Raw genomic sequence first — 18,602 nt, 5'->3', positions numbered from 1 at the left:
ACAGATGAACACTTTTACCTAGATGTACGTCTGAGGCACACTCTCTCATGAGTGTTTCGCTTAGTGGGAGTAAATGCCGCTATCTACAAAGTTTATTACGGTGCGGTAAATCAAACGCGCTTTGCTTGAACGTGCTTTCCCGCACCGCCCTTATGTATATAGCGGCATTAACTCCCACACAGCTCACAATAAATCGAGAGTGTGTCTCAGACGAACAACTACGGCGAAAGTGTACAGCTGTCGAATGAACATAAACAATCGAAAGAGCCGAAAATAATACCGATAAATTAGCAATTTTTAACGTGTTCAAACACATATGCCAGACACAGACAAAATGACTACAATAATGACTCACACACGCAATAACAAATATCAAGTTAATAAACATTTAACAAGGAGATATAATGAGAGAAGAAACTGTAACCGTGAAAATCGACCACCCTTTAGGAAGCACTGATGAAGATAACCCCTCGGTGGTCTATCCTATTAATTGCGGCTATGTAGATGTCGAAAGAACTGCCGGATTTTCTGAGCTTGATAAACAGAGAGTTTATCTGTTAGGTGTAGATGTTGCCGTTGATGAATATATTGGAGAGCTTATTGCTATTGCAAGACGCCGTGATGATCCTGAAACTGTCTGGATAATTGCACCTGAAAATATATCTTACACAATCCAGCAGATTGAAGAAATGATATATTTCGAAGAGCAGTATTACGATAGTTTTGTTGAAATAGTTGACGAGGAATTATGGGATGCCTATGATGAGAATGAAAAACTGTTAGGCTTCGATTTAAAAAGAAGCCAGGCAAAGTCTTTACCTGATGGGGTATATCATGTCATTGTCAATGTATATACTATGACTAAAGATGGTAAGCTTCTTACGACAGAACGTTCAAGAAATAAAACATACCCTCTTAAGTGGGAAGTTACAGGTGGTTCTATACTTAAAGGTGAAACAGCGGCTGAAGGTGCAGTTCGTGAGTTATTTGAAGAGACTGGTATTAAGGTTTCTACTGATGACCTCATTGTGCTCTACAGCTATGTGGATAAACCTAAGCATGCCATATATCACAGTTACCTTAATTTAATAGAAAAAGAAGTCCATGTTACCCTTCAGGAAGGAGAAACCATGGACTACATGTATGTTCCGTATAAGGAATTTGATGAACTTGTTAATTCTGACAGATTCGTTCCATCAGAACAGCGACGCTATAAGAATCAGGCCGTCTTTACGATGCTTTCACGATTCATTCCTGATTCAGCAGCTTCTACATAAGCAATTCCGTATGTTCCCGGACCTACATGAGTTCCAACAGAACAACCTATAGAGCTTACACCAACATTTCCATTAACATCCGATATGTAAGTAAGACTCTTATTAATAAATGTTTCTAAAGATTCAGAGCAGTTGATATGACCAAACATGAAATCTCTTGTAAGACTTAATCCGTCTTCTGTGAGCTTATCATGCATAAGTTTTTCAGCTGCTTTTTTTCCTCTTGTTTTTCCAATCACAACAACTTTTCCATCTTCAATACTTACAACCGGTGTTATATGAAGCATTGTTCCTGCAAATGCAGCTGCTCCTGAAAGTCTGCCTCCCATTTTAAGATATTTAAGCGAGCCGACAACGGCTGTAAGCTTGATATATTTTGACATCTCTGTACATGCAGCAGCGATATCAGATACATTTACACCGGCATCTCTTAACTTGACGGCTTCTCTGATTAGAAGGGCAGTTCCAATTGATGCACTTCTTGAATCTACCATGTATAATTTCTTTCCTGTTTCATCTTCAACATCAGAAGCAGCAAGACAGGCACTCTGATATGTTCCTGACAAATCAGAAGATATAAATATTCCTAACACATCATCCCCATCAGCAACAGCTTCATTAAATACTTTCATAAAAGTATCAGGGCTTGGCTGTGAAGTCTTAGGTAATTCATCACATTCAGCAAGTCTTGTATAGAATTCCTCGTGTGTTATCTCAACTCCATCTAAGAATTCTTCATCCCCAAACCTTACAGATATAGGAACAATCTGAATCCCCATCTTTCTTGCATCTTCTTTAGATATATCACATGTGCTGTCAGCAATAATTCTTAACATAATCATACTCCTTTAAAGATTTCGATATACTTTGATATTCAAAGTTTCTTTATGTGATAGTATCATGAGATGATGTGGTTGTCAATAGTGATTTGATAATCAAAGTTTTAGCAGGAAATTCTTGAATAGAAATATGTGATTTAAATATCATCATGTGTTTTTTTCGTATTTATATATACACAGAATTGATATAATCAATATAAATATATTCTAATAAAAATGGGGTGTGTAAAGAATTATGAATATTACAAAACTAGTATTGGGTGCATGCAGCACAAATGTATATATTGTTTCTTCAAATAAGAAAAATGCAATTCTGATTGACCCAGCAGATAATGCTGCTGAAATTATTAAAACAATAGAAGAAAATGGATTATGTCTTAAATACATTTTTATAACACATGGTCATACAGATCATATTTTAGCATTAAAAGAAGTGAAAGAATATTTTAATGTACCTGTTATTATATCTAAAATTGATGCCGGACGACTTGAAGACGAAGAACTTATTAATGAAAGACCTTATGTTAAAATACCTTATAAAGCTGTAAAAGCCGATATATTAATTTGCGAAGACGATATTATTAATCTTGATGAATTATCATTTTCTTTCTTAGGTATGCCAGGACATACAGACGGATCAATGGTAATCATTGTTAATGATAATATTTTCTCTGGTGACACCATTATGTTTGAAAAACATGGAAAAACTTCTTTACCTGGTGGAAATGAGAAATTACTTATTTCATCAATAGAAAAAATGATGAACACTTTAATTGGCGATTACAAAATATTCCCTGGTCACAGACAAGAGACATCTCTTGATCATGAACGTAAGTGCAGACTAAGTACTGTTATTACAGGTTATTAATTTTTTATCTTAATTTGCGGCTTGTAATTGTAAATAACATATTTCTTGACATATTTTAAAATAAGCATTAAAATCATGCACTTAGGACAGTATCATTTACGAAATTCACACAAGAGGTTTCATCAATTATGGCAAAAGATTTAACTCAGGGCAGAATTATGCCTATGTTAATTAAATTCACAATTCCACTTATACTGGGAAATATATTTCAGCTTACTTATAATGCGGTTGACTCTATTATTGTCGGAAGATTTGTTGGAAAAGAAGCACTGGCTGCTGTTGGAATATGCAATCCAATAACTACACTCATTATTCTTTTCCTTAACGGTTTATGTATGGGTGCAAGTATTCTTATGGGTAATTATTTCGGCGGTAAGAAAATGGACACACTTTCCCGCCAGATAAGTACAACTATGATATCAGGTATGATATTCTCACTTGCACTTACACTGATTGCAATAGTATTTACAAGACCAATTCTTATGCTTGTTCAGGTTGACAGGTCAATTATGACACTTACAACACAGTATTTAAGAATAATCATGTTAGGACTCATCTTCACATTCCTTTATAACTTTTTCTCAAGCACTTTAAGGGCATTGGGAGATAGTGCAACACCACTGTATTTCCTTATCATAAGTGCAGTTTTAAATGTATTTGGTGACCTTTTTTTTGTTGTTGTCCTGAAAGCCGGCAGCAATGGATGTGCAGTTGCAACTGTAGTGAGCGAGACTCTCTGCTGTGTATTCTGCATGATATATATTAAATTCAAAGTACCGATTCTGTGTCTTGGCAAGAAGTGGCTTGTATTTGACCCCTCACTGCTTAAGAAAACTATAAGCTACGGCTGGGCATCTGCTATGCAGCAGGCTACTGTACAGCTTGGTAAGATTGGTATACAGGCTATTATTAACACAATGGGTGTTTCGGTTTCAGCCGCATTTGCAGTAGTAAACAGAATTGATGACTATGCATATACACCCGAGCAGAACATTGCACATGGAATGACAGCTATGATGGCACAGAACAAAGGTGCCGGAAGAGACGACAGAGTAATCAAAGGCTTTAAAGCCGGTATTATTCTTGAGATAATATATGGAATCTTCATATTCTTTGTATGTTTTGTATTTGCAAGACCACTTATGAAACTGTTCACTTCAGATACTGAGGTTATAAGACACGGTGTAATCTACCTTAAGCTTATCTCTATAATGTACATACTTCCAGCCATCACTAATGGTATTCAGGGATATTTCAGAGGAATCGGCGACTTAAAGATTACACTGCTTTCAAGCTTTATCAATATGGGTGTCCGCGTGCTTGCCGCCATACCACTTGTATTTGCGTTAGGCATGGGAATAGAAGCACTTCCTTTCTCTTATCTTGCTGGCTGGATTGGCATGCTTATTGCAGAAATACCTCTGCTTGTTAAGAATTACAGAGCATATATCAAAAGTATAAATTAAAATCCATGCACAAAGAGATTATAACTTTGTGCATGGATTTTTCTTTTCTCATATTCTAAACATTTTTCTTTCTCATTAACAATGCACCAATACATATAAGCACCACGCCTATTACACAACCAGACACCAGTGTAATAAAAAATACATTTCCATTAGTGCTAAGATTCGTACTCCAGTCAGATAAATTCATATGACTTAATGTAAGAACCTTCTTTTTATAAAGAATGTATTCAAGAAAATCATTAGCAAAAACAACCCATATTACAGAAATTATCGTACTAATTCCGGCTCTCATCAGTCCATGAACCGGAAGATATCTGATTACAAGGAATACTGCCCACACGCCAGTCATAAGTACAATGGCAACAGTATATCCTTCCCTGATTCCTGCCATCCCGGAATGATAATACACTATAAACATTGTAAGAAACAGCCACAAAGTATCCCATGTCATTGTTATAAGTGCCTTCTTATCACTAAGTACCGGTGGAAGTTTAACCAGACATATCACTATCGGGAACAATACTATTGATATACCAAATACTGTAGGTATAGCCCATAACAGGAAGTTTCCTCCACCATTCATACGGTCAACGAAGAACAGTATAAGCATCAGCGAAGTAACTCCTGCAAGAATACATTTTAACAGACGATTATTAGTGGACATAAGCGGAACTACCGTAAGTGCTGCGACAAGCAGCATAGAAGCAGTAACAACCGAGAATACACCTAATCCCATGCCGGTAGCAAGCTGCACTATAAATGTAATGACAATTGGCAGTAGAAGTATTGCGGCAATCACAACTCCTGCCTTGTATGCTGCATTACGCTCTATTTTTGCATGTCTTTCGAGTACTCCCTTCGATTCCTTTGCAAGTACTTCATCAACGTTATTTTCTTTTAATTCATTATACATTTTCTGGCAGTCATTACAGCCTGGCAGATGCTTTTCAACAAATCTGCGGCTCTCTTCGCTGCATGCATTGTCATAATAAAGTGGCAGTAAATCCTGCACGATATCACATTCTTTATTACTCATATCTAATCAATCCTTTCTTTTATTTTCAATCTGGCCCTATGATAAGTTACTCTGGCCCAATTCTCAGTTTTTCCAAATACAATTCCAATCTGTGCAAATGTGAGTTCTCCAAAAACTCTCAACTGAAATACCTCTTTATACGGCTCCGGTAGTTCGTGAAGAACCATATGAATCTGCAAAGCAGAATCTGTATCCGAAACTTTATCCGCCAAATCAGCCGTCTGCTGCGGTAAAGTCTCATCAAGCTCATAAAACTTCTTATTTTTCCTGCATTCATCAATTGCGAGATTCTTAGCAATACTGCAAAGCCATGTGAGCTCACCCGCCTTGCCCTCATACGGACGTTTGGCAGTCATGGCTTTGTAAAAAGTATTTTGTGTGATTTCTTCAGCAAGAGACTGATTCTTTACTATAGTAACCACATAAGAATACACCTGCATATAATAGGAATTGTACAATTTCTCGTAATTCAGAACTGGTCACCTCCTTCCGTCTTACATAGGTTAGACGCACGAAATGGATTTTCGTTACAACATTTTCAGAATATTTTATAGAATTTTTTAAAATGTGTCAAAAAATGTATGCCAAAGGTACAGGCAGATGTGTTATTATACATATTGAATCTGATTCAGGAGAATTAATTATGATTAGGAAAGAACAGCTGCGTCTATACGCAATCACAGATACAAGCTGGCTTAACGGAGCCAGTCTCATTAATGTTGTTGAAAATGTATTAAAAAATGGAGCTACATTTTTACAATTAAGAGAAAAGAATGCGACACATGATGAAATTGTTGCAAAAGCAAAAGCAATTAAGCCAATTGCGCGAAAATATGGTGTTCCATTCGTTATTGATGATGATGTGCAGGCGGCACTTGAGCTGACGCTGATGGAGTACATATCGGACAGAGTGACACTGACTATATGACTGCAAGAAGTATTCTTGGAGATAATAAGATTATCGGCATGACCGCCAAGACAGTTGAACAGGCTAAAGAAGCGGAAAGACTTGGTGCAGATTATATCGGAACCGGTGCTGTATTTGGTTCAAGTACCAAGAAGGACGCTGTATACATGCCTCGTGAACGACTGATTGAGGTTGCCGGTTCGGTTAATATACCTGTCGTTGCAATCGGCGGTATTGATTATAACAACTGCGGTGAGCTTGCAGGCACTGGTGTTGACGGGATTGCTGTTGTTTCAGCTATATTTGCCGCTGATGATCCTGGACTTGCTACGAAAGAGCTTTACTTAAAGACTGGCCGTGTATTTAATTATCACAGGGATTTCATATTTGACATGGACGGAACTATTCTTGATTCTATGCCTTACTGGAGAAATGTTTCCAAGGAATACGCCATGCAGTATGTTGATAAGTTACCTGATGACTTTGACGAGCGTACTTATGTAATGGACCTTGATGAATGTTCTGCTTATTTCCGTGATGAATTAGGCATAAACACTGATGCAGCAACTATGCGACAGACTGCTGTGGATATTATGACAAGACACTACAGCACAGATATTCCGGCTAAAGACGGAATGCTTGAATTAATCAGACGTGAGCATGAAGCCGGTTCTTGCATGTGCATATTTACAAGCTCTGACAGAGGCTGCGTTGACGCTGCACTTAACCGTCTTGGAATAGCTGACTGTTTTAACAACATTTTTACAGTATATGACATTCCATATAACAAGAAGAATCCGGAAAGCTATAAGCTTATCGCTGAAAAATGCATTTTAAACCGGAAGATACATGGGTATATGAAGATGTTCTTCACGGCATTGAATCTGCAAGACAGGGTGGATTTAAGATATGTGCTGTATATGATGAGGATTCTAAGAAGCATTGGAACGAAATCTGCGCACTTGCAGACGAAATAAGAGATATAAGAAATGATTGAGGATTAGTAATGAAGAAAAAAGTTGTTGTCGGCATGTCAGGGGGCGTTGATTCCTCTGTTGCCGCTTATCTATTAAAGGAACAGGGCTATGATGTAATAGGTGTGACTATGCAGATATGGCAGGACGATGCAATAGAAGCCGCTGAGAACGGCTGTTGCGGTATCAGTGCTGTTGATGATGCAAGGCGTGTTGCAGGTCAGCTTGACATCCCATATTATGTAATGAATTTTAAGAATGAGTTCAAATGTAATGTAATCGACTATTTTGTTGACGAATATAAAAAAGGCCGTACACCTAATCCATGTATCGCCTGCAACCGTTATGTAAAGTGGGAATCTCTTCTTAAGAGAAGTCTTGAAATAGGAGCAGATTACATTGCAACAGGACACTATGCAAGAATCCACCAGCTTCCTAATGGCAGATACACTATATGCAATTCAGTAACTGCCAGGAAAGACCAGACTTACGCACTTTATAATCTTACACAGGAACAGTTATCACACACACTTCTTCCTATTGGTGATTATACTAAGGATCAGGTCCGTGAAATTGCATCTAAGATTGGTATTACTGTTGCCAAGAAGCCTGACAGTATGGAAATATGCTTTATTCCTGATAATGACTATGCAGGCTTTATAACACGTGAAACAGACTATACTTCTGTTCCCGGTAATTTCATTGACATCAATGGCAATGTAATTGGAAGACATCAAGGTATCATACACTACACAGTTGGTCAGAGAAAAGGTCTTGGACTTGCTCTTGGAAAGCCGGCATTTGTTGTTGCTATACGCCCTGAAACCAACGAGGTTGTAATCGGTGATAATTCAGATGTGTTCTCACCTAAGCTTTACGCCAACAACCTTAATTTCATGTCGATACCTTCACTTGAAGGTGAAATGCGTGCCAAAGGTAAAATCCGTTACAGCCATGAGGGTGCTATGTGTACTATAAGAATGTTTGATGAAAATACTCTTGAGTGTACATTTGACGAGCCTGTTCGTGCCGTAACACCAGGTCAGGCGCTTGTATTATATGACGGGGACAATGTACTTGGCGGTGGAACTATTATTTAATTAATAAGGACAATATTATGGAAAAACTTATATATATGGATAACGCAGCAACTACATCAACCGTACCAGAGGTTGTGTCTGCAATGCTTCCATTCTTTACTGAATATTACGGCAATCCTTCTTCTGTATATAATTTTGCCCAGAAAAGCAAGATGGCTATTGAAGATGCAAGGGAAATTATAGCTGACAGTATTGGAGCTGCAAAAAGCAATGAAATATATTTTACAGGCGGTGGAAGCGAGTCTGATAACTGGGCTTTAAAGTCTGCTGCATTCGGCCTTAGAGATAAAGGAAACCACATAATAACAACTAAGATAGAGCATCATGCAATTCTTAATACATGTGCATATCTTGAAAAGAATGGATTCGAGGTAACTTACCTTGATGTTGACAGTGAAGGATTTGTTTCATTAGAAGATGTCGAGAATGCAATCACTGACAAAACAATTCTTATAAGTGTTATGTTTGCCAACAATGAAATCGGAACAATTGAACCTGTCTGTGAAATAGGTGAGATTGCACATAAGCATGGCATTCTTTTTCACACTGATGCAGTTCAGGCTATGTGTCATGTCCCAATTAATGTCACAGAGATGAATATTGACCTATTAAGTGCAAGCGGACACAAGTTCCATGGTCCTAAAGGCGTCGGTTTCATGTACATGAAGAATACCGCTAAGTTAGAGCCTTTCATCCATGGCGGGGCACAAGAGCGTGCAAGACGCGCTGGAACAAGCAATGTTCCAGGCATTGTCGGCATGGGTCAGGCTGTAAAGCTTGCCTTAGGTACACTTGATAAAGATACACATACAATTATTAATATGCGTAATTATATTGTTGACAGGATTCTTGGTGAGATTCCTGACGTTACTTTTGATGGACCTTGTATTGATGCTAATGCTGTTTCGGCATGTTGTTGTTCGCCCGCGGGCAGCCTTAAACGTCTTCCGTCTAATATGCATTTCTGCTTTAAAGATGTTTCGGGTGATTCTTTACTTATTATGCTTGACATGAACGGCATATGTGCATCCAGCGGTTCAGCATGTGCTGCAGGCTCAATAGACCCTTCACATGTACTTCTTGCTATCGGACGAAACAGCGATGAAGCTAAAGGAGCTTTAAGATTAAGCATAGATAAGGATTTAACCAGGGAAGATGCTGACTATGCAATAGATGCATTGAAAGCTGCTGTTGCGAGGCTGCGTGGATAAACTACGCAGATAAACTGCCTAGGTAAACTTCAAGGATAATGGATAACAACTTAGTTAGCATTAATAATTTGGAATACCTACTAACCAACTATAAATTCTTAATTTGGTAGGTCTTTATTACAGCTGTTGTTCCTGTCGGGTAGCATAAAGACCTACTCACACAATTTATTTATATATCTTAGTAGGTCTTTTTTGCTCTCCAAGCTGTTTTATCAACACATTTGCAACACTTTTTCATCAAAATAACCTACGAAATATGTATTAACATCCATTCTAGTAGGTTTCTGCCAATAATCAAAGATTAATTCATGCAATAAAAACCCACTATTTTATTGTCTAATCAGACTTTAGTAGGCTTCTACCAAAATTCATACAATACACCTCCCCAATAAGTATTAACAATCAATTCCAATACACATCCCAAAGCACAACCGACACGCATTAAAAAATAATTTCAAAAAAATCATATATACCTATTGACATAGTAGGGATAAGGGTTTATATTATCATCAACATCAAGAAAGCAATACATTTTTGAAATAAATTAAAAAGGATGGTAATTAATTATGGCAAAGAAATCTTACTCAGAAAGAAATTTAAAGTTTGAAACATTACAGCTTCATGTAGGACAGGAACAGCCTGATCCGGTAACAGATGCTAGAGCAGTACCTATTTACCTTACATCATCATATGTATTCCATAACAGCCAGCATGCTGCTGACAGATTTGGTCTTAAGGATGCAGGTAACATCTACGGACGTCTTACTAATCCAACAGAGGATGTATTTGAAAAAAGAATCGCCGCACTTGAAGGTGGTGTAGCAGCACTTGCTGTTGGTTCTGGTGCAGCAGCTTTAGCTTATACTTTCCAGGCACTTGCTCATGCAGGAGACCATATCGTAGCAGCTAAGAATATCTACGGCGGAACATATAACCTTCTTGCACATACACTTCCAGATTACGGAATTGAAGCTACATTCGTAGATCCTTTTGATTATGATGCTATTGAAGCAGCAATCAAGCCTAATACTAAGGCTGTTCAGATTGAAACACTCGGAAATCCTAATTCAGAAGTTGTTGATATTGAAAGAATTGCTAAGATTGCACATGCACATAACATTCCACTTGTTGTTGATAACACATTTGCAACACCTTACCTTGTAAGACCTATTGAATACGGTGCAGATATCGTTATCCATTCAGCTACTAAGTTCATCGGTGGACACGGTACAACACTTGGCGGTGTAATCGTTGATAGTGGTAAATTTGACTGGGTAGGGGCTGCTGATAAGTTCCCATGGCTTGTTGAACCAAATGTATCATACCACGGTGTTAGCTTTGCAAAGGATACAGCACCTGCTGCATTCGTTACATATATCAGAGCTATCCTTCTTCGTGATACAGGAGCTACAATTTCTCCAGTTCATTCATTCATCTTCCTTCAGGGACTTGAAACATTATCACTCAGAGTTGAGAGACATGTAGAGAACGCATTAAAGGTTGTTCAGTACTTAAAGGATCAGCCATTAGTTGAGAAGGTAAATCATCCTTCAATCTCTACTAATGAAGAACAACAGGCTCTTTATAAGAAGTACTTCCCTAACGGCGGTGGTTCAATCTTTACATTTGAAATCAAGGGCGGTGCTGCCCAAGCACAGAAGTTCATTGATAACCTTGAGTTATTCTCACTTCTTGCTAATGTTGCCGATGTTAAATCATTAGCAATACACCCTGCAAGCACAACTCATTCAGAGTGCAACGAAGCTGAGCTTCTTGATCAGGGAATCAAGCCTAACACAATCAGACTTTCAATTGGTACAGAGAATATTGATGATATCATTGAAGATCTTGATGAAGCATTTAAGGCTTTACAGTAATTTGCCATATATATCCTTTCCGGTATAATATATTTACATCACAAAAGGGGGCTGATATCATCAATGATCATCAGTCCCCATTTTGAATTATAATAATCAGATTTTTTATTAGTTAAGTTATTTCTTTTTCTTAAAATGTACTTCTGGAACAGCAACACTATCATATGTCACATGTGTCTTATCATTGTTACCATCTGTAATCATATCAGAAGATATATCAACATCTTCATCATCAGAATCTCCCTTATGTATCTCTGGAATAGCAAGATTATCATATGACAGATTATAATCTTGTTTAGGAGTGTTACCTTTATTCTTAACTTTTTTAAATATATTAAACATAGCATTCCCTCCTCGATATTTATAATATATTAATAAAGAATGTAATAACAAGACTGTTAAGAAAATCAGCAAAAAGACTTCCTATAAGTGGTATAAGAAGATAAGCCTTAACCGATGGAACGTATTTGTCACATACAGCTTGCATGTTAGCCATAGCGTTAGGAGTAGCTCCCATACCGAATCCACATGTTCCTGCAACAAGTACTGCTGAATCATAATCTCTTCCCATAACATTGAATACAACAAAATAAGTAAATAAAACAATAACAATGACCTGTGCTCCAAGAAGAATAACAAGTGGAAGAGCAAGTGAAGCAAGCTGCCACAACTTAAGTGTAATCATCGCCATACCCAGGAACAACGATAAGCAGATACCACCAAGGTCATTGATTTCACCCATATGAATAATAAGCTTCCCATGTCCTGCATATTCTGCAATATTACGCATAAGAGCTGCTGCAATCATAGCACCTATATATATAGGGAAAGTAAGACCCGTCTTGGTAAGTGCCCATGAAAAGATTGTTCCTAAACCAATAGCAAGAATAAGCTGGAATACCGCTGAGGCATACATTCTTGAATGTCTCTCATGCTTCTTCTCATCTTCAACAAGAAGGCTGTCATCCTCAGGAATAGCTGTAGATAAGAGATCTTTCTTCTCAATCAGTCTCTTGCCTAACGGACCACCGACCAGACTTCCGAATATAAGTCCAAATGTAGCAGCAGCAGTACATATTGTTGTTGCACCCTGAACATTGAAATCTTCAAGGACCGGTCCAAATGCACCTGCTGTACCATGTCCACCAACCATAGGAATAGAACCTGTACACATGCCAATAAGTGAATCAAGTCCAAGCAGCTTTGATAAACCAACTGCAACACAGTTCTGTATGAATATAAGAACAATGACTAATCCTAAAAATATGACCATTGATTTTCCACCCTTCTTAAGTACCTTAAGATTTGCCTGAAATCCAACAGATGTAAAGAAAAATACCATGCATACTTCTTTAAGTGTATCATCAAATGAGAACTCTAATATATGTGTTACATAACACACACATGTAAATATAGCAAATAACAGACCTCCAACAACTGGAGCCGGTATACAGAATCTTTCAAGAAATCTTATTTTCTTTCGTAAAAAACTTCCCAGAAGCAGTACAAGTACCGCAATAGCAAGCGTCTGATACATATCTAACTGAACTTTCATTAAATTTCTCCATTCTTTATTACATTAACCTGATATACAGATTTAATTATTCTGTCAAAACTTTGATGCCTTTCTCTGTATAATAATCTGCCGCACCTGAATGGAATGGAATATCCACTCCGTTAGCAGCTTCTTTAACGTTGAATGTAATGTCAAGAGAAGTAGCATACTTGAAGTCATCTGCATGCTCATATAAAGTCTTAGTCACATTCTTAATAACATCATCTGACAGCGACTGTCTTGCAATCAGAACTGCCTTAATACCAATAGTAGTAACAGCTGCATCCTGGCCCTGATAAGTTCCCGCCGGAATAGTGTACTTTTCGCAGAGGGAATATGCTGATAACATCTTATCAATACATTTGTCATCAAGACTTATAAGACTGATATCACATTCCTTTGACAACTGCTCTATAACTCCGGTTCTTGTTCCTGCAGTACAGAAAAATGCATCAATGTCGCCATTTTTAAGCTTTGCAGCGGCTTCAGTATAATCCATATTAACCTTATTAATAAGTTCATCTGCAATACCGCTCATCTTTAATATCTGCTCTGCATTCTTTTCGGTTCCTGACTCAGAAGCACCAACACTTACAGTCTTGTTAATCAGATCATCAACACTTGTGATTCCTGAATCATTTCTTACAACAATCTGACAGGCTTCTGTATAAAGAGACGCAACTGCCTTATAACCTTTCTGATACTTCTTATCAGTGAAGGCTCCTGTTGCATTATAAGCATCACTTAACAAATCTGCCTGAACAATAGCAAGGTCGATATACCCATCAGATATAAGTCTTAAATTAGCAACCGAACCAGCAGTAGTCCTTGTTTCAAATGCATATCCATCTATTTCTTTATCAGCAAGCTGTGTAAATGTGCTTGCAAATGAATAATACATACCACCAATATCTGCTGCACCAAATTTCAGGTTCTTGCTATGCCCGCTGCAGCCTGTAATCACAAGCAGCATACATGACATTAATACACATAATATTTTCTTCATTCATTCGTCCTCGTATTAATATTTGTATTTATCCTCGTAATAATAATTCTTTCTCGTAAACCTTACCATTCTTTATGTACAATCTTGGAACTCGCTTACTTACTGCACAAGTAAGTTCATACGGAATAGTTCCTGCCAGCTGTGCCATATGCTCAATAGGATTAGCCTTACCAAATATTTCAACTTCGCTTCCAACATCGACGTTCATCTTATCAGTAAGATCAATCATGCACATATCCATACATATCTTGCCTCTCTGTGGAACAGGACCTTCCTCAGTCATAAGCTCATATCTGTTAGAAAGGCATCTGAAATATCCATCTGCATATCCATAAGGAACGACTCCCATTCTTGTTTTCCTGTCAGTCTTATATATTCCACCATAGCTTATAGCTGTTCCAGCAGGGTAAGTCTTAATTGTGCTAACTGTTGTCTTAAGTGACATAACAGGCTTAAGTCCAAGCTCCTGTGCAAAATCTCCATAGCCATAGAGCAGAAGTCCTGGTCTTACCATATCAAGCCAGGTCTCTGGATATCTGGCAACAGCACCAGTATTGGCACAATGTCTTATTTTAAATTTTTTCCCTAGTTTTTTTTCTACTGCATCAATTACGCTTGTAAACAATTCAAACTGATGCTTAGTATATGCCTCACATTCTTCCCCGAATTCATCAGATACAGCAAAATGTGTAAATATTCCCTCTGCGTCAAGGCCGGGAAGTGAACAGCCTTCACATATTCCTTCAACACCACTGTCAAAATAATCACCATCACAAAGGTAACCAAGTCGTGACATACCTGTATCAACCTTGATGTGAATCTTTAATGTACCACCACATCTGACAGCTTCTTCACTGTATTCAAGTGCCTTGGCCTTACATGTGACAGCCTGTGTTATATTGTTCTTAATAAGCTGCCCAACCTCTTCCTTAGGTGTATGACCTAGTATAAGAATTGGCATTGTAATTGAATTATGTCTTAATTCTATTGCCTCATCTATACTGCTGACAGCAAGATAATCTGCTCCTAATTCCTGTAAAAGTCTGCTCACCTGAACAGAACCATGACCATAAGCGTCTGCTTTCACAACTCCTAAGAACTTAACATTTTCTCCAATTCTCTTTCTTAATGTTTCATAATTGTGTGCAAGTGCATCCATATCTATTTCAGCCCATGTTCTTCTTAATGTTGAATCCATAATAATCTGCCTCCATTATCTAAACATACTTTGATATTTTACCATTTAATTGATAAATAGTGAATATTTTTTAATTTAATTTTAGGTTGACATTTTATAGTAATGCCAGAATAAAGTCATAAGATTGGAGGAGTTCGTATGAAAAAGAAACTTTTTGCTTTATTAAATATAAGTACTATATTGTTAAGCCTATTCTTAACAGGATGTTCCGGAAAAAATTCTAAGCTAACATTAAACAACACTCAGTCCACATACATAGTATCTAATAATGATAATATTATTCTTGAATATAATACTAATGAAGAAGTCTTCTATGATGAAATCCCAGAACGCAGCATAGCATGCTGGGGTGATAGCATGATGCAGGGAGCGGGAAGTAATGAAGCATATATATATTCAGATGATGAAATTCTTGATATTTCGTACTACACAACTCCATCTGCTCTGCAATATTTTACTTCAATCAATACCTACAACTTTGGTGTAGGCGGTGAAGATTCATATCAGATTGCTTTACGTGCTGGCGGAATTCCTATATACACTGACCGTGATATCTATATAACCGACCACTCATCAGCTTATACAAAATTCGTTGATGAAAATGAAGAAACAATCGAAATGGATGATTACAGTGGATATGGATATGAAGATAACGCATATCCGGACACTGTATATATTAATGATGTTTTATGTTATGTCGAAAGAGCCGATGATGGCTTATATATCTCTATATGTTCTGATGCAGACTACGATTCTGTAACTGAAATGTATATTAACGCATGGACAAGGGTTATTCCTAAGGCAGCTTATGATCACCGCAATGATATTCTTATTCTTGAGATGGGAAGTAATGGTGGCTGGGAGAATGATTATGATGAACTTATAAGACAATATCAGAATATAATTGATAACAGCTATTATGCTGATTATATAATTGTTGGCGATACTGATAATCCGGGAGAATCAGCTGACATATATCAGGATGTATACGATAGTAATGGTAATTATGCAGGACTTCATGCAACATTATGGGAACAAGCTCTGTATTATGCATTTGGAGAACATTTCCTTAACACCAGACTTTATCTTATGGAAAATGCACTATCTGACTGTGGACTTACACCAACCGAGAATGATATAATTGATATACAGACAGGCAATCTTCCTGAACAGATTCGTGCTGATTTCACACATTTTAACTCTTATGGATATTATTCCAAAGCCAAAGCTATATACTTAAAAGGTATAGAACTTGGCTACTGGAATTAATATTATTCGACTGGAGGATTATATATGAGAATATTATTAGTTGAAGATGACCGCTCATTATCAAGGGCTGTATCAACTATATTACAGAAGAATAATTACACTGTTGACTGCGTTGACAATGGGCAGCTTGCACTTGACTATCTTGACCAGGATATATATGACATGGTAATAATGGATATCATGATGCCGGTAATGGATGGAATTACAGCTTTAAAGAATCTAAGAAAACGTGGCAGCAACATTCCTGTTCTTATGCTCACAGCCAAGACAGAGATTGATGATAAAGTAGAAGGGCTTGATAATGGTGCTAACGATTATCTTACCAAACCATTTGACACAAGAGAACTGCTTGCAAGAATCCGTGTACTTACACGCTCTGAAAAACAACAGGATAATGTTATTACACTTGGAAATATTTCGCTGAACACAACTACATGTGAATTATCTTCTCCTTCAGGTTCATTTCTTCTTACTAATAAGGAATATCAGATGATGCTAATGTTCATGAATAATAAAACCCAGGTTATTTCGGCAGAACATTTTATGGAGAAAATCTGGGGCAGTGAATCTGATTCAGATATCAGCACCGTATGGACTTATATATCTTATCTCAGGAGAAAACTTGAAGCTTTAAAGTCTGATTATTCTATTGCTACAAGAAGAAATATGGGATATTATTTAAAAAATAATAACTAATATAAAGAAGGTATATAATGTCAAAAAACAATAAAGCATCTAATTATAATGAGAAAATGCTTACCCGCTTAAGAATACAATTTATAGTTCTTTCAATGGCAGTTGTAATAATTATGCAAGGATTTATTGTGTATACAAGTGTCAGAAACACATACAATAAAATGGTCGCTAAATCCGACCATCTCGTTTCATCTATATACATTAATATTCTAGACAAAAAACCGATTAAAGCAGATGCCAGGTTTTTCTATATTATATTTGATAAAAATAACCGCCCCAAAACCATTAATGTCGATAGCATATCTGATATTTCTGAAGATGAGGCTTTGACAATATATAATGAAGCATATGAAACCGGAGTACTTGATGGATTTTACAATGATTACAGATATTGCATATACGAAAAAGAGAAACGTACAATTGCTGTATTCGTACTTCGAAGTAATATGATAGATGATGTTAAGAAAACAGCTGTTTCTCTTATAGAATCATCATGTGCAGGTATTGCAGTTATGCTCATGATTCTTATATTTACTTCAAAGCTTATCGTCATGCCTATTGCAAAAGCACACCGCAAGCAGAAAGAATTCATAACCTCTGCAAGTCATGAGCTTAAGACTCCGATTACAGTAATAAGAGCTGATGCTGATATATTACAGATGGATAATCCTGATAATGAATGGATTGAAGATATAAAGAAACAGGCAGAGAATCTTACGGCTATGACAAACAGTCTTGTATCACTAGCAAGAATGGATGAGTGCAACGGTCATATAAAACGTATTGCTTTTCCTGTTTCTGACCTTGCAGAAGAAGCTGTGCACTCTTACAATGCACTTGCACTTGATTCAGGTAAACATTTTACCCATGATATTACACCTGATCTTACATGCTGTGGTGACGCATCATCAGTACGGCAGTTATTTACAATTCTTCTTGATAACGCATTTAAATATTCATCAGTTAAAGGTAACATAGACTTTAAATTATCTTCCTCAGGAAACTATATTGTTTTAATCGTAAGCAATGATGTTGATAATGTTGATAAACATCTGACTGACAGAATGTTTGACAGATTCTACAGGGCTGATTCAACATCCGCTAAGATAACCGGATATGGCCTTGGTCTTTCGATTGCAAAGGCTATTGTTTCCGAGCATAACGGAAGTATTAAAGCTAAAATGGATGGTTCTCACAGAATTATTATTAAAGCACAGCTTCATATTAAATAACACATATTGACCCAATATGTTATAATGAAAAAGAATTTAGTGTAATGCTGAATTCTTTTTTTGTAGAGTGGAAAATTAACATGAGGGG

General features: G+C 37.0%; 17 protein-coding genes and 1 pseudogene. 11 read left to right on the top strand and 7 right to left on the bottom strand.

What is annotated here, in order from left to right:
• Positions 1–404: 404 nt before the first annotated feature.
• Positions 405–1,277 (top strand): NUDIX hydrolase, encoded by an 873-nt coding sequence (locus DW963_RS07225; RefSeq protein ID WP_117914656.1) that lies wholly within the window; start codon positions 405–407, stop codon positions 1,275–1,277.
• On the opposite strand, the gene DW963_RS07220 is transcribed toward DW963_RS07225, so the two are convergent.
• Positions 1,220–2,113, bottom strand: a complete 894-nt coding sequence (locus tag DW963_RS07220; protein WP_286169151.1) for a DegV family protein — start codon at positions 2,111–2,113, stop codon at positions 1,220–1,222. The two genes, DW963_RS07225 and DW963_RS07220, sit on opposite strands and share 58 nt — an antisense overlap.
• A 238-nt stretch (positions 2,114–2,351) precedes the next feature.
• Between DW963_RS07220 and DW963_RS07215 the strand changes: the two genes are divergently transcribed.
• Both DW963_RS07215 and DW963_RS07210 read left to right on the top strand, forming a co-directional pair.
• Positions 2,352–2,984, top strand: a complete 633-nt coding sequence (locus DW963_RS07215; RefSeq protein WP_117914653.1) for an MBL fold metallo-hydrolase — start codon at positions 2,352–2,354, stop codon at positions 2,982–2,984.
• A 128-nt stretch (positions 2,985–3,112) separates the two neighbouring features.
• On the top strand, positions 3,113–4,450 hold the full coding sequence (locus DW963_RS07210; RefSeq protein ID WP_117914651.1) for an MATE family efflux transporter: 1,338 nt from the start codon (positions 3,113–3,115) through the stop codon (positions 4,448–4,450).
• A gap of 55 nt (positions 4,451–4,505) precedes the next feature.
• Here the strand turns inward: DW963_RS07210 and DW963_RS07205 are convergent, their stop codons facing one another.
• Both DW963_RS07205 and DW963_RS07200 read right to left on the bottom strand, forming a co-directional pair.
• A complete protein-coding gene (locus tag DW963_RS07205; protein ID WP_117914649.1) occupies positions 4,506–5,489 on the bottom strand; it encodes a zf-HC2 domain-containing protein in 984 nt (327 codons plus the stop codon).
• 2 nt (positions 5,490–5,491) lie between these two features.
• Complete coding sequence (locus DW963_RS07200; RefSeq protein ID WP_286169150.1) at positions 5,492–5,929, bottom strand: RNA polymerase sigma factor; 438 nt, start codon at positions 5,927–5,929, stop codon at positions 5,492–5,494.
• 125 nt (positions 5,930–6,054) lie between these two features.
• Between DW963_RS07200 and thiE the strand changes: the two are divergent.
• The 5 genes and pseudogenes from thiE to DW963_RS07175 form a co-directional block, all read left to right on the top strand.
• Positions 6,055–6,638, top strand: a pseudogene (thiE, locus tag DW963_RS13645) (thiamine phosphate synthase); the annotation flags it as partial.
• Positions 6,639–6,788: 150 nt separating this feature from the next.
• Entirely contained in the window at positions 6,789–7,373 is a 585-nt protein-coding gene (locus tag DW963_RS13640; protein WP_353652789.1) for an HAD family hydrolase, read from the top strand.
• A 29-nt stretch (positions 7,374–7,402) separates the two neighbouring features.
• Positions 7,403–8,470 carry a tRNA 2-thiouridine(34) synthase MnmA gene (gene mnmA / locus DW963_RS07185; RefSeq protein ID WP_117914641.1) on the top strand — a complete coding sequence of 356 codons (1,068 nt, stop codon included), beginning with the start codon at positions 7,403–7,405 and terminating at the stop codon, positions 8,468–8,470.
• Positions 8,471–8,487: 17 nt separating this feature from the next.
• Entirely contained in the window at positions 8,488–9,681 is a 1,194-nt protein-coding gene (locus DW963_RS07180; RefSeq protein WP_117914640.1) for a cysteine desulfurase family protein, read from the top strand.
• Between the two features lie 566 nt (positions 9,682–10,247).
• Positions 10,248–11,558 (top strand): O-acetylhomoserine aminocarboxypropyltransferase/cysteine synthase family protein, encoded by a 1,311-nt coding sequence (locus DW963_RS07175; protein ID WP_117914638.1) that lies wholly within the window; start codon positions 10,248–10,250, stop codon positions 11,556–11,558.
• Between the two features lie 117 nt (positions 11,559–11,675).
• On the opposite strand, the gene DW963_RS07170 is transcribed toward DW963_RS07175, so the two are convergent.
• The 4 genes from DW963_RS07170 to alr are packed head-to-tail and all read right to left on the bottom strand — an operon-like array spanning position 11,676 to position 15,317.
• Positions 11,676–11,900, bottom strand: coding sequence for a hypothetical protein (locus tag DW963_RS07170; protein ID WP_117914636.1), 225 nt, complete (start codon positions 11,898–11,900; stop codon positions 11,676–11,678).
• 19 nt (positions 11,901–11,919) lie between these two features.
• Entirely contained in the window at positions 11,920–13,113 is a 1,194-nt protein-coding gene (gene gltS, locus DW963_RS07165) for a sodium/glutamate symporter (protein WP_117914634.1), read from the bottom strand.
• 46 nt (positions 13,114–13,159) lie between these two features.
• Entirely contained in the window at positions 13,160–14,119 is a 960-nt protein-coding gene (locus DW963_RS07160) for a TAXI family TRAP transporter solute-binding subunit (RefSeq protein ID WP_117914632.1), read from the bottom strand.
• 28 nt (positions 14,120–14,147) lie between these two features.
• Positions 14,148–15,317 carry an alanine racemase gene (gene alr / locus DW963_RS07155; protein ID WP_117914631.1) on the bottom strand — a complete coding sequence of 390 codons (1,170 nt, stop codon included), beginning with the start codon at positions 15,315–15,317 and terminating at the stop codon, positions 14,148–14,150.
• 138 nt (positions 15,318–15,455) lie between these two features.
• Here alr and DW963_RS13635 point away from each other — a divergent pair, with 138 nt between their 5' ends.
• From DW963_RS13635 to DW963_RS07140, 3 genes are read left to right on the top strand one after another with little or no spacing between them, the layout of a single operon-like run.
• Positions 15,456–16,586, top strand: a complete 1,131-nt coding sequence (locus DW963_RS13635; RefSeq protein ID WP_286169149.1) for a hypothetical protein — start codon at positions 15,456–15,458, stop codon at positions 16,584–16,586.
• Between the two features lie 24 nt (positions 16,587–16,610).
• On the top strand, positions 16,611–17,282 hold the full coding sequence (locus DW963_RS07145) for a response regulator transcription factor (RefSeq protein ID WP_117914627.1): 672 nt from the start codon (positions 16,611–16,613) through the stop codon (positions 17,280–17,282).
• A 17-nt stretch (positions 17,283–17,299) separates the two neighbouring features.
• Positions 17,300–18,514: a sensor histidine kinase gene (locus DW963_RS07140; protein WP_117914625.1), complete on the top strand. Its 1,215-nt coding sequence runs from the start codon at positions 17,300–17,302 to the stop codon at positions 18,512–18,514.
• Positions 18,515–18,602: the final 88 nt, after the last annotated feature.

Source organism: Eubacterium sp. AM46-8, assembly GCF_003466705.1.
Classification (GTDB): Bacteria; Bacillota; Clostridia; order Lachnospirales; family Lachnospiraceae; genus Lachnospira.
The sequence above is the reverse complement of the archived record's forward strand: the minus strand, read 5'-3'. Positions and strand labels throughout refer to the sequence as shown.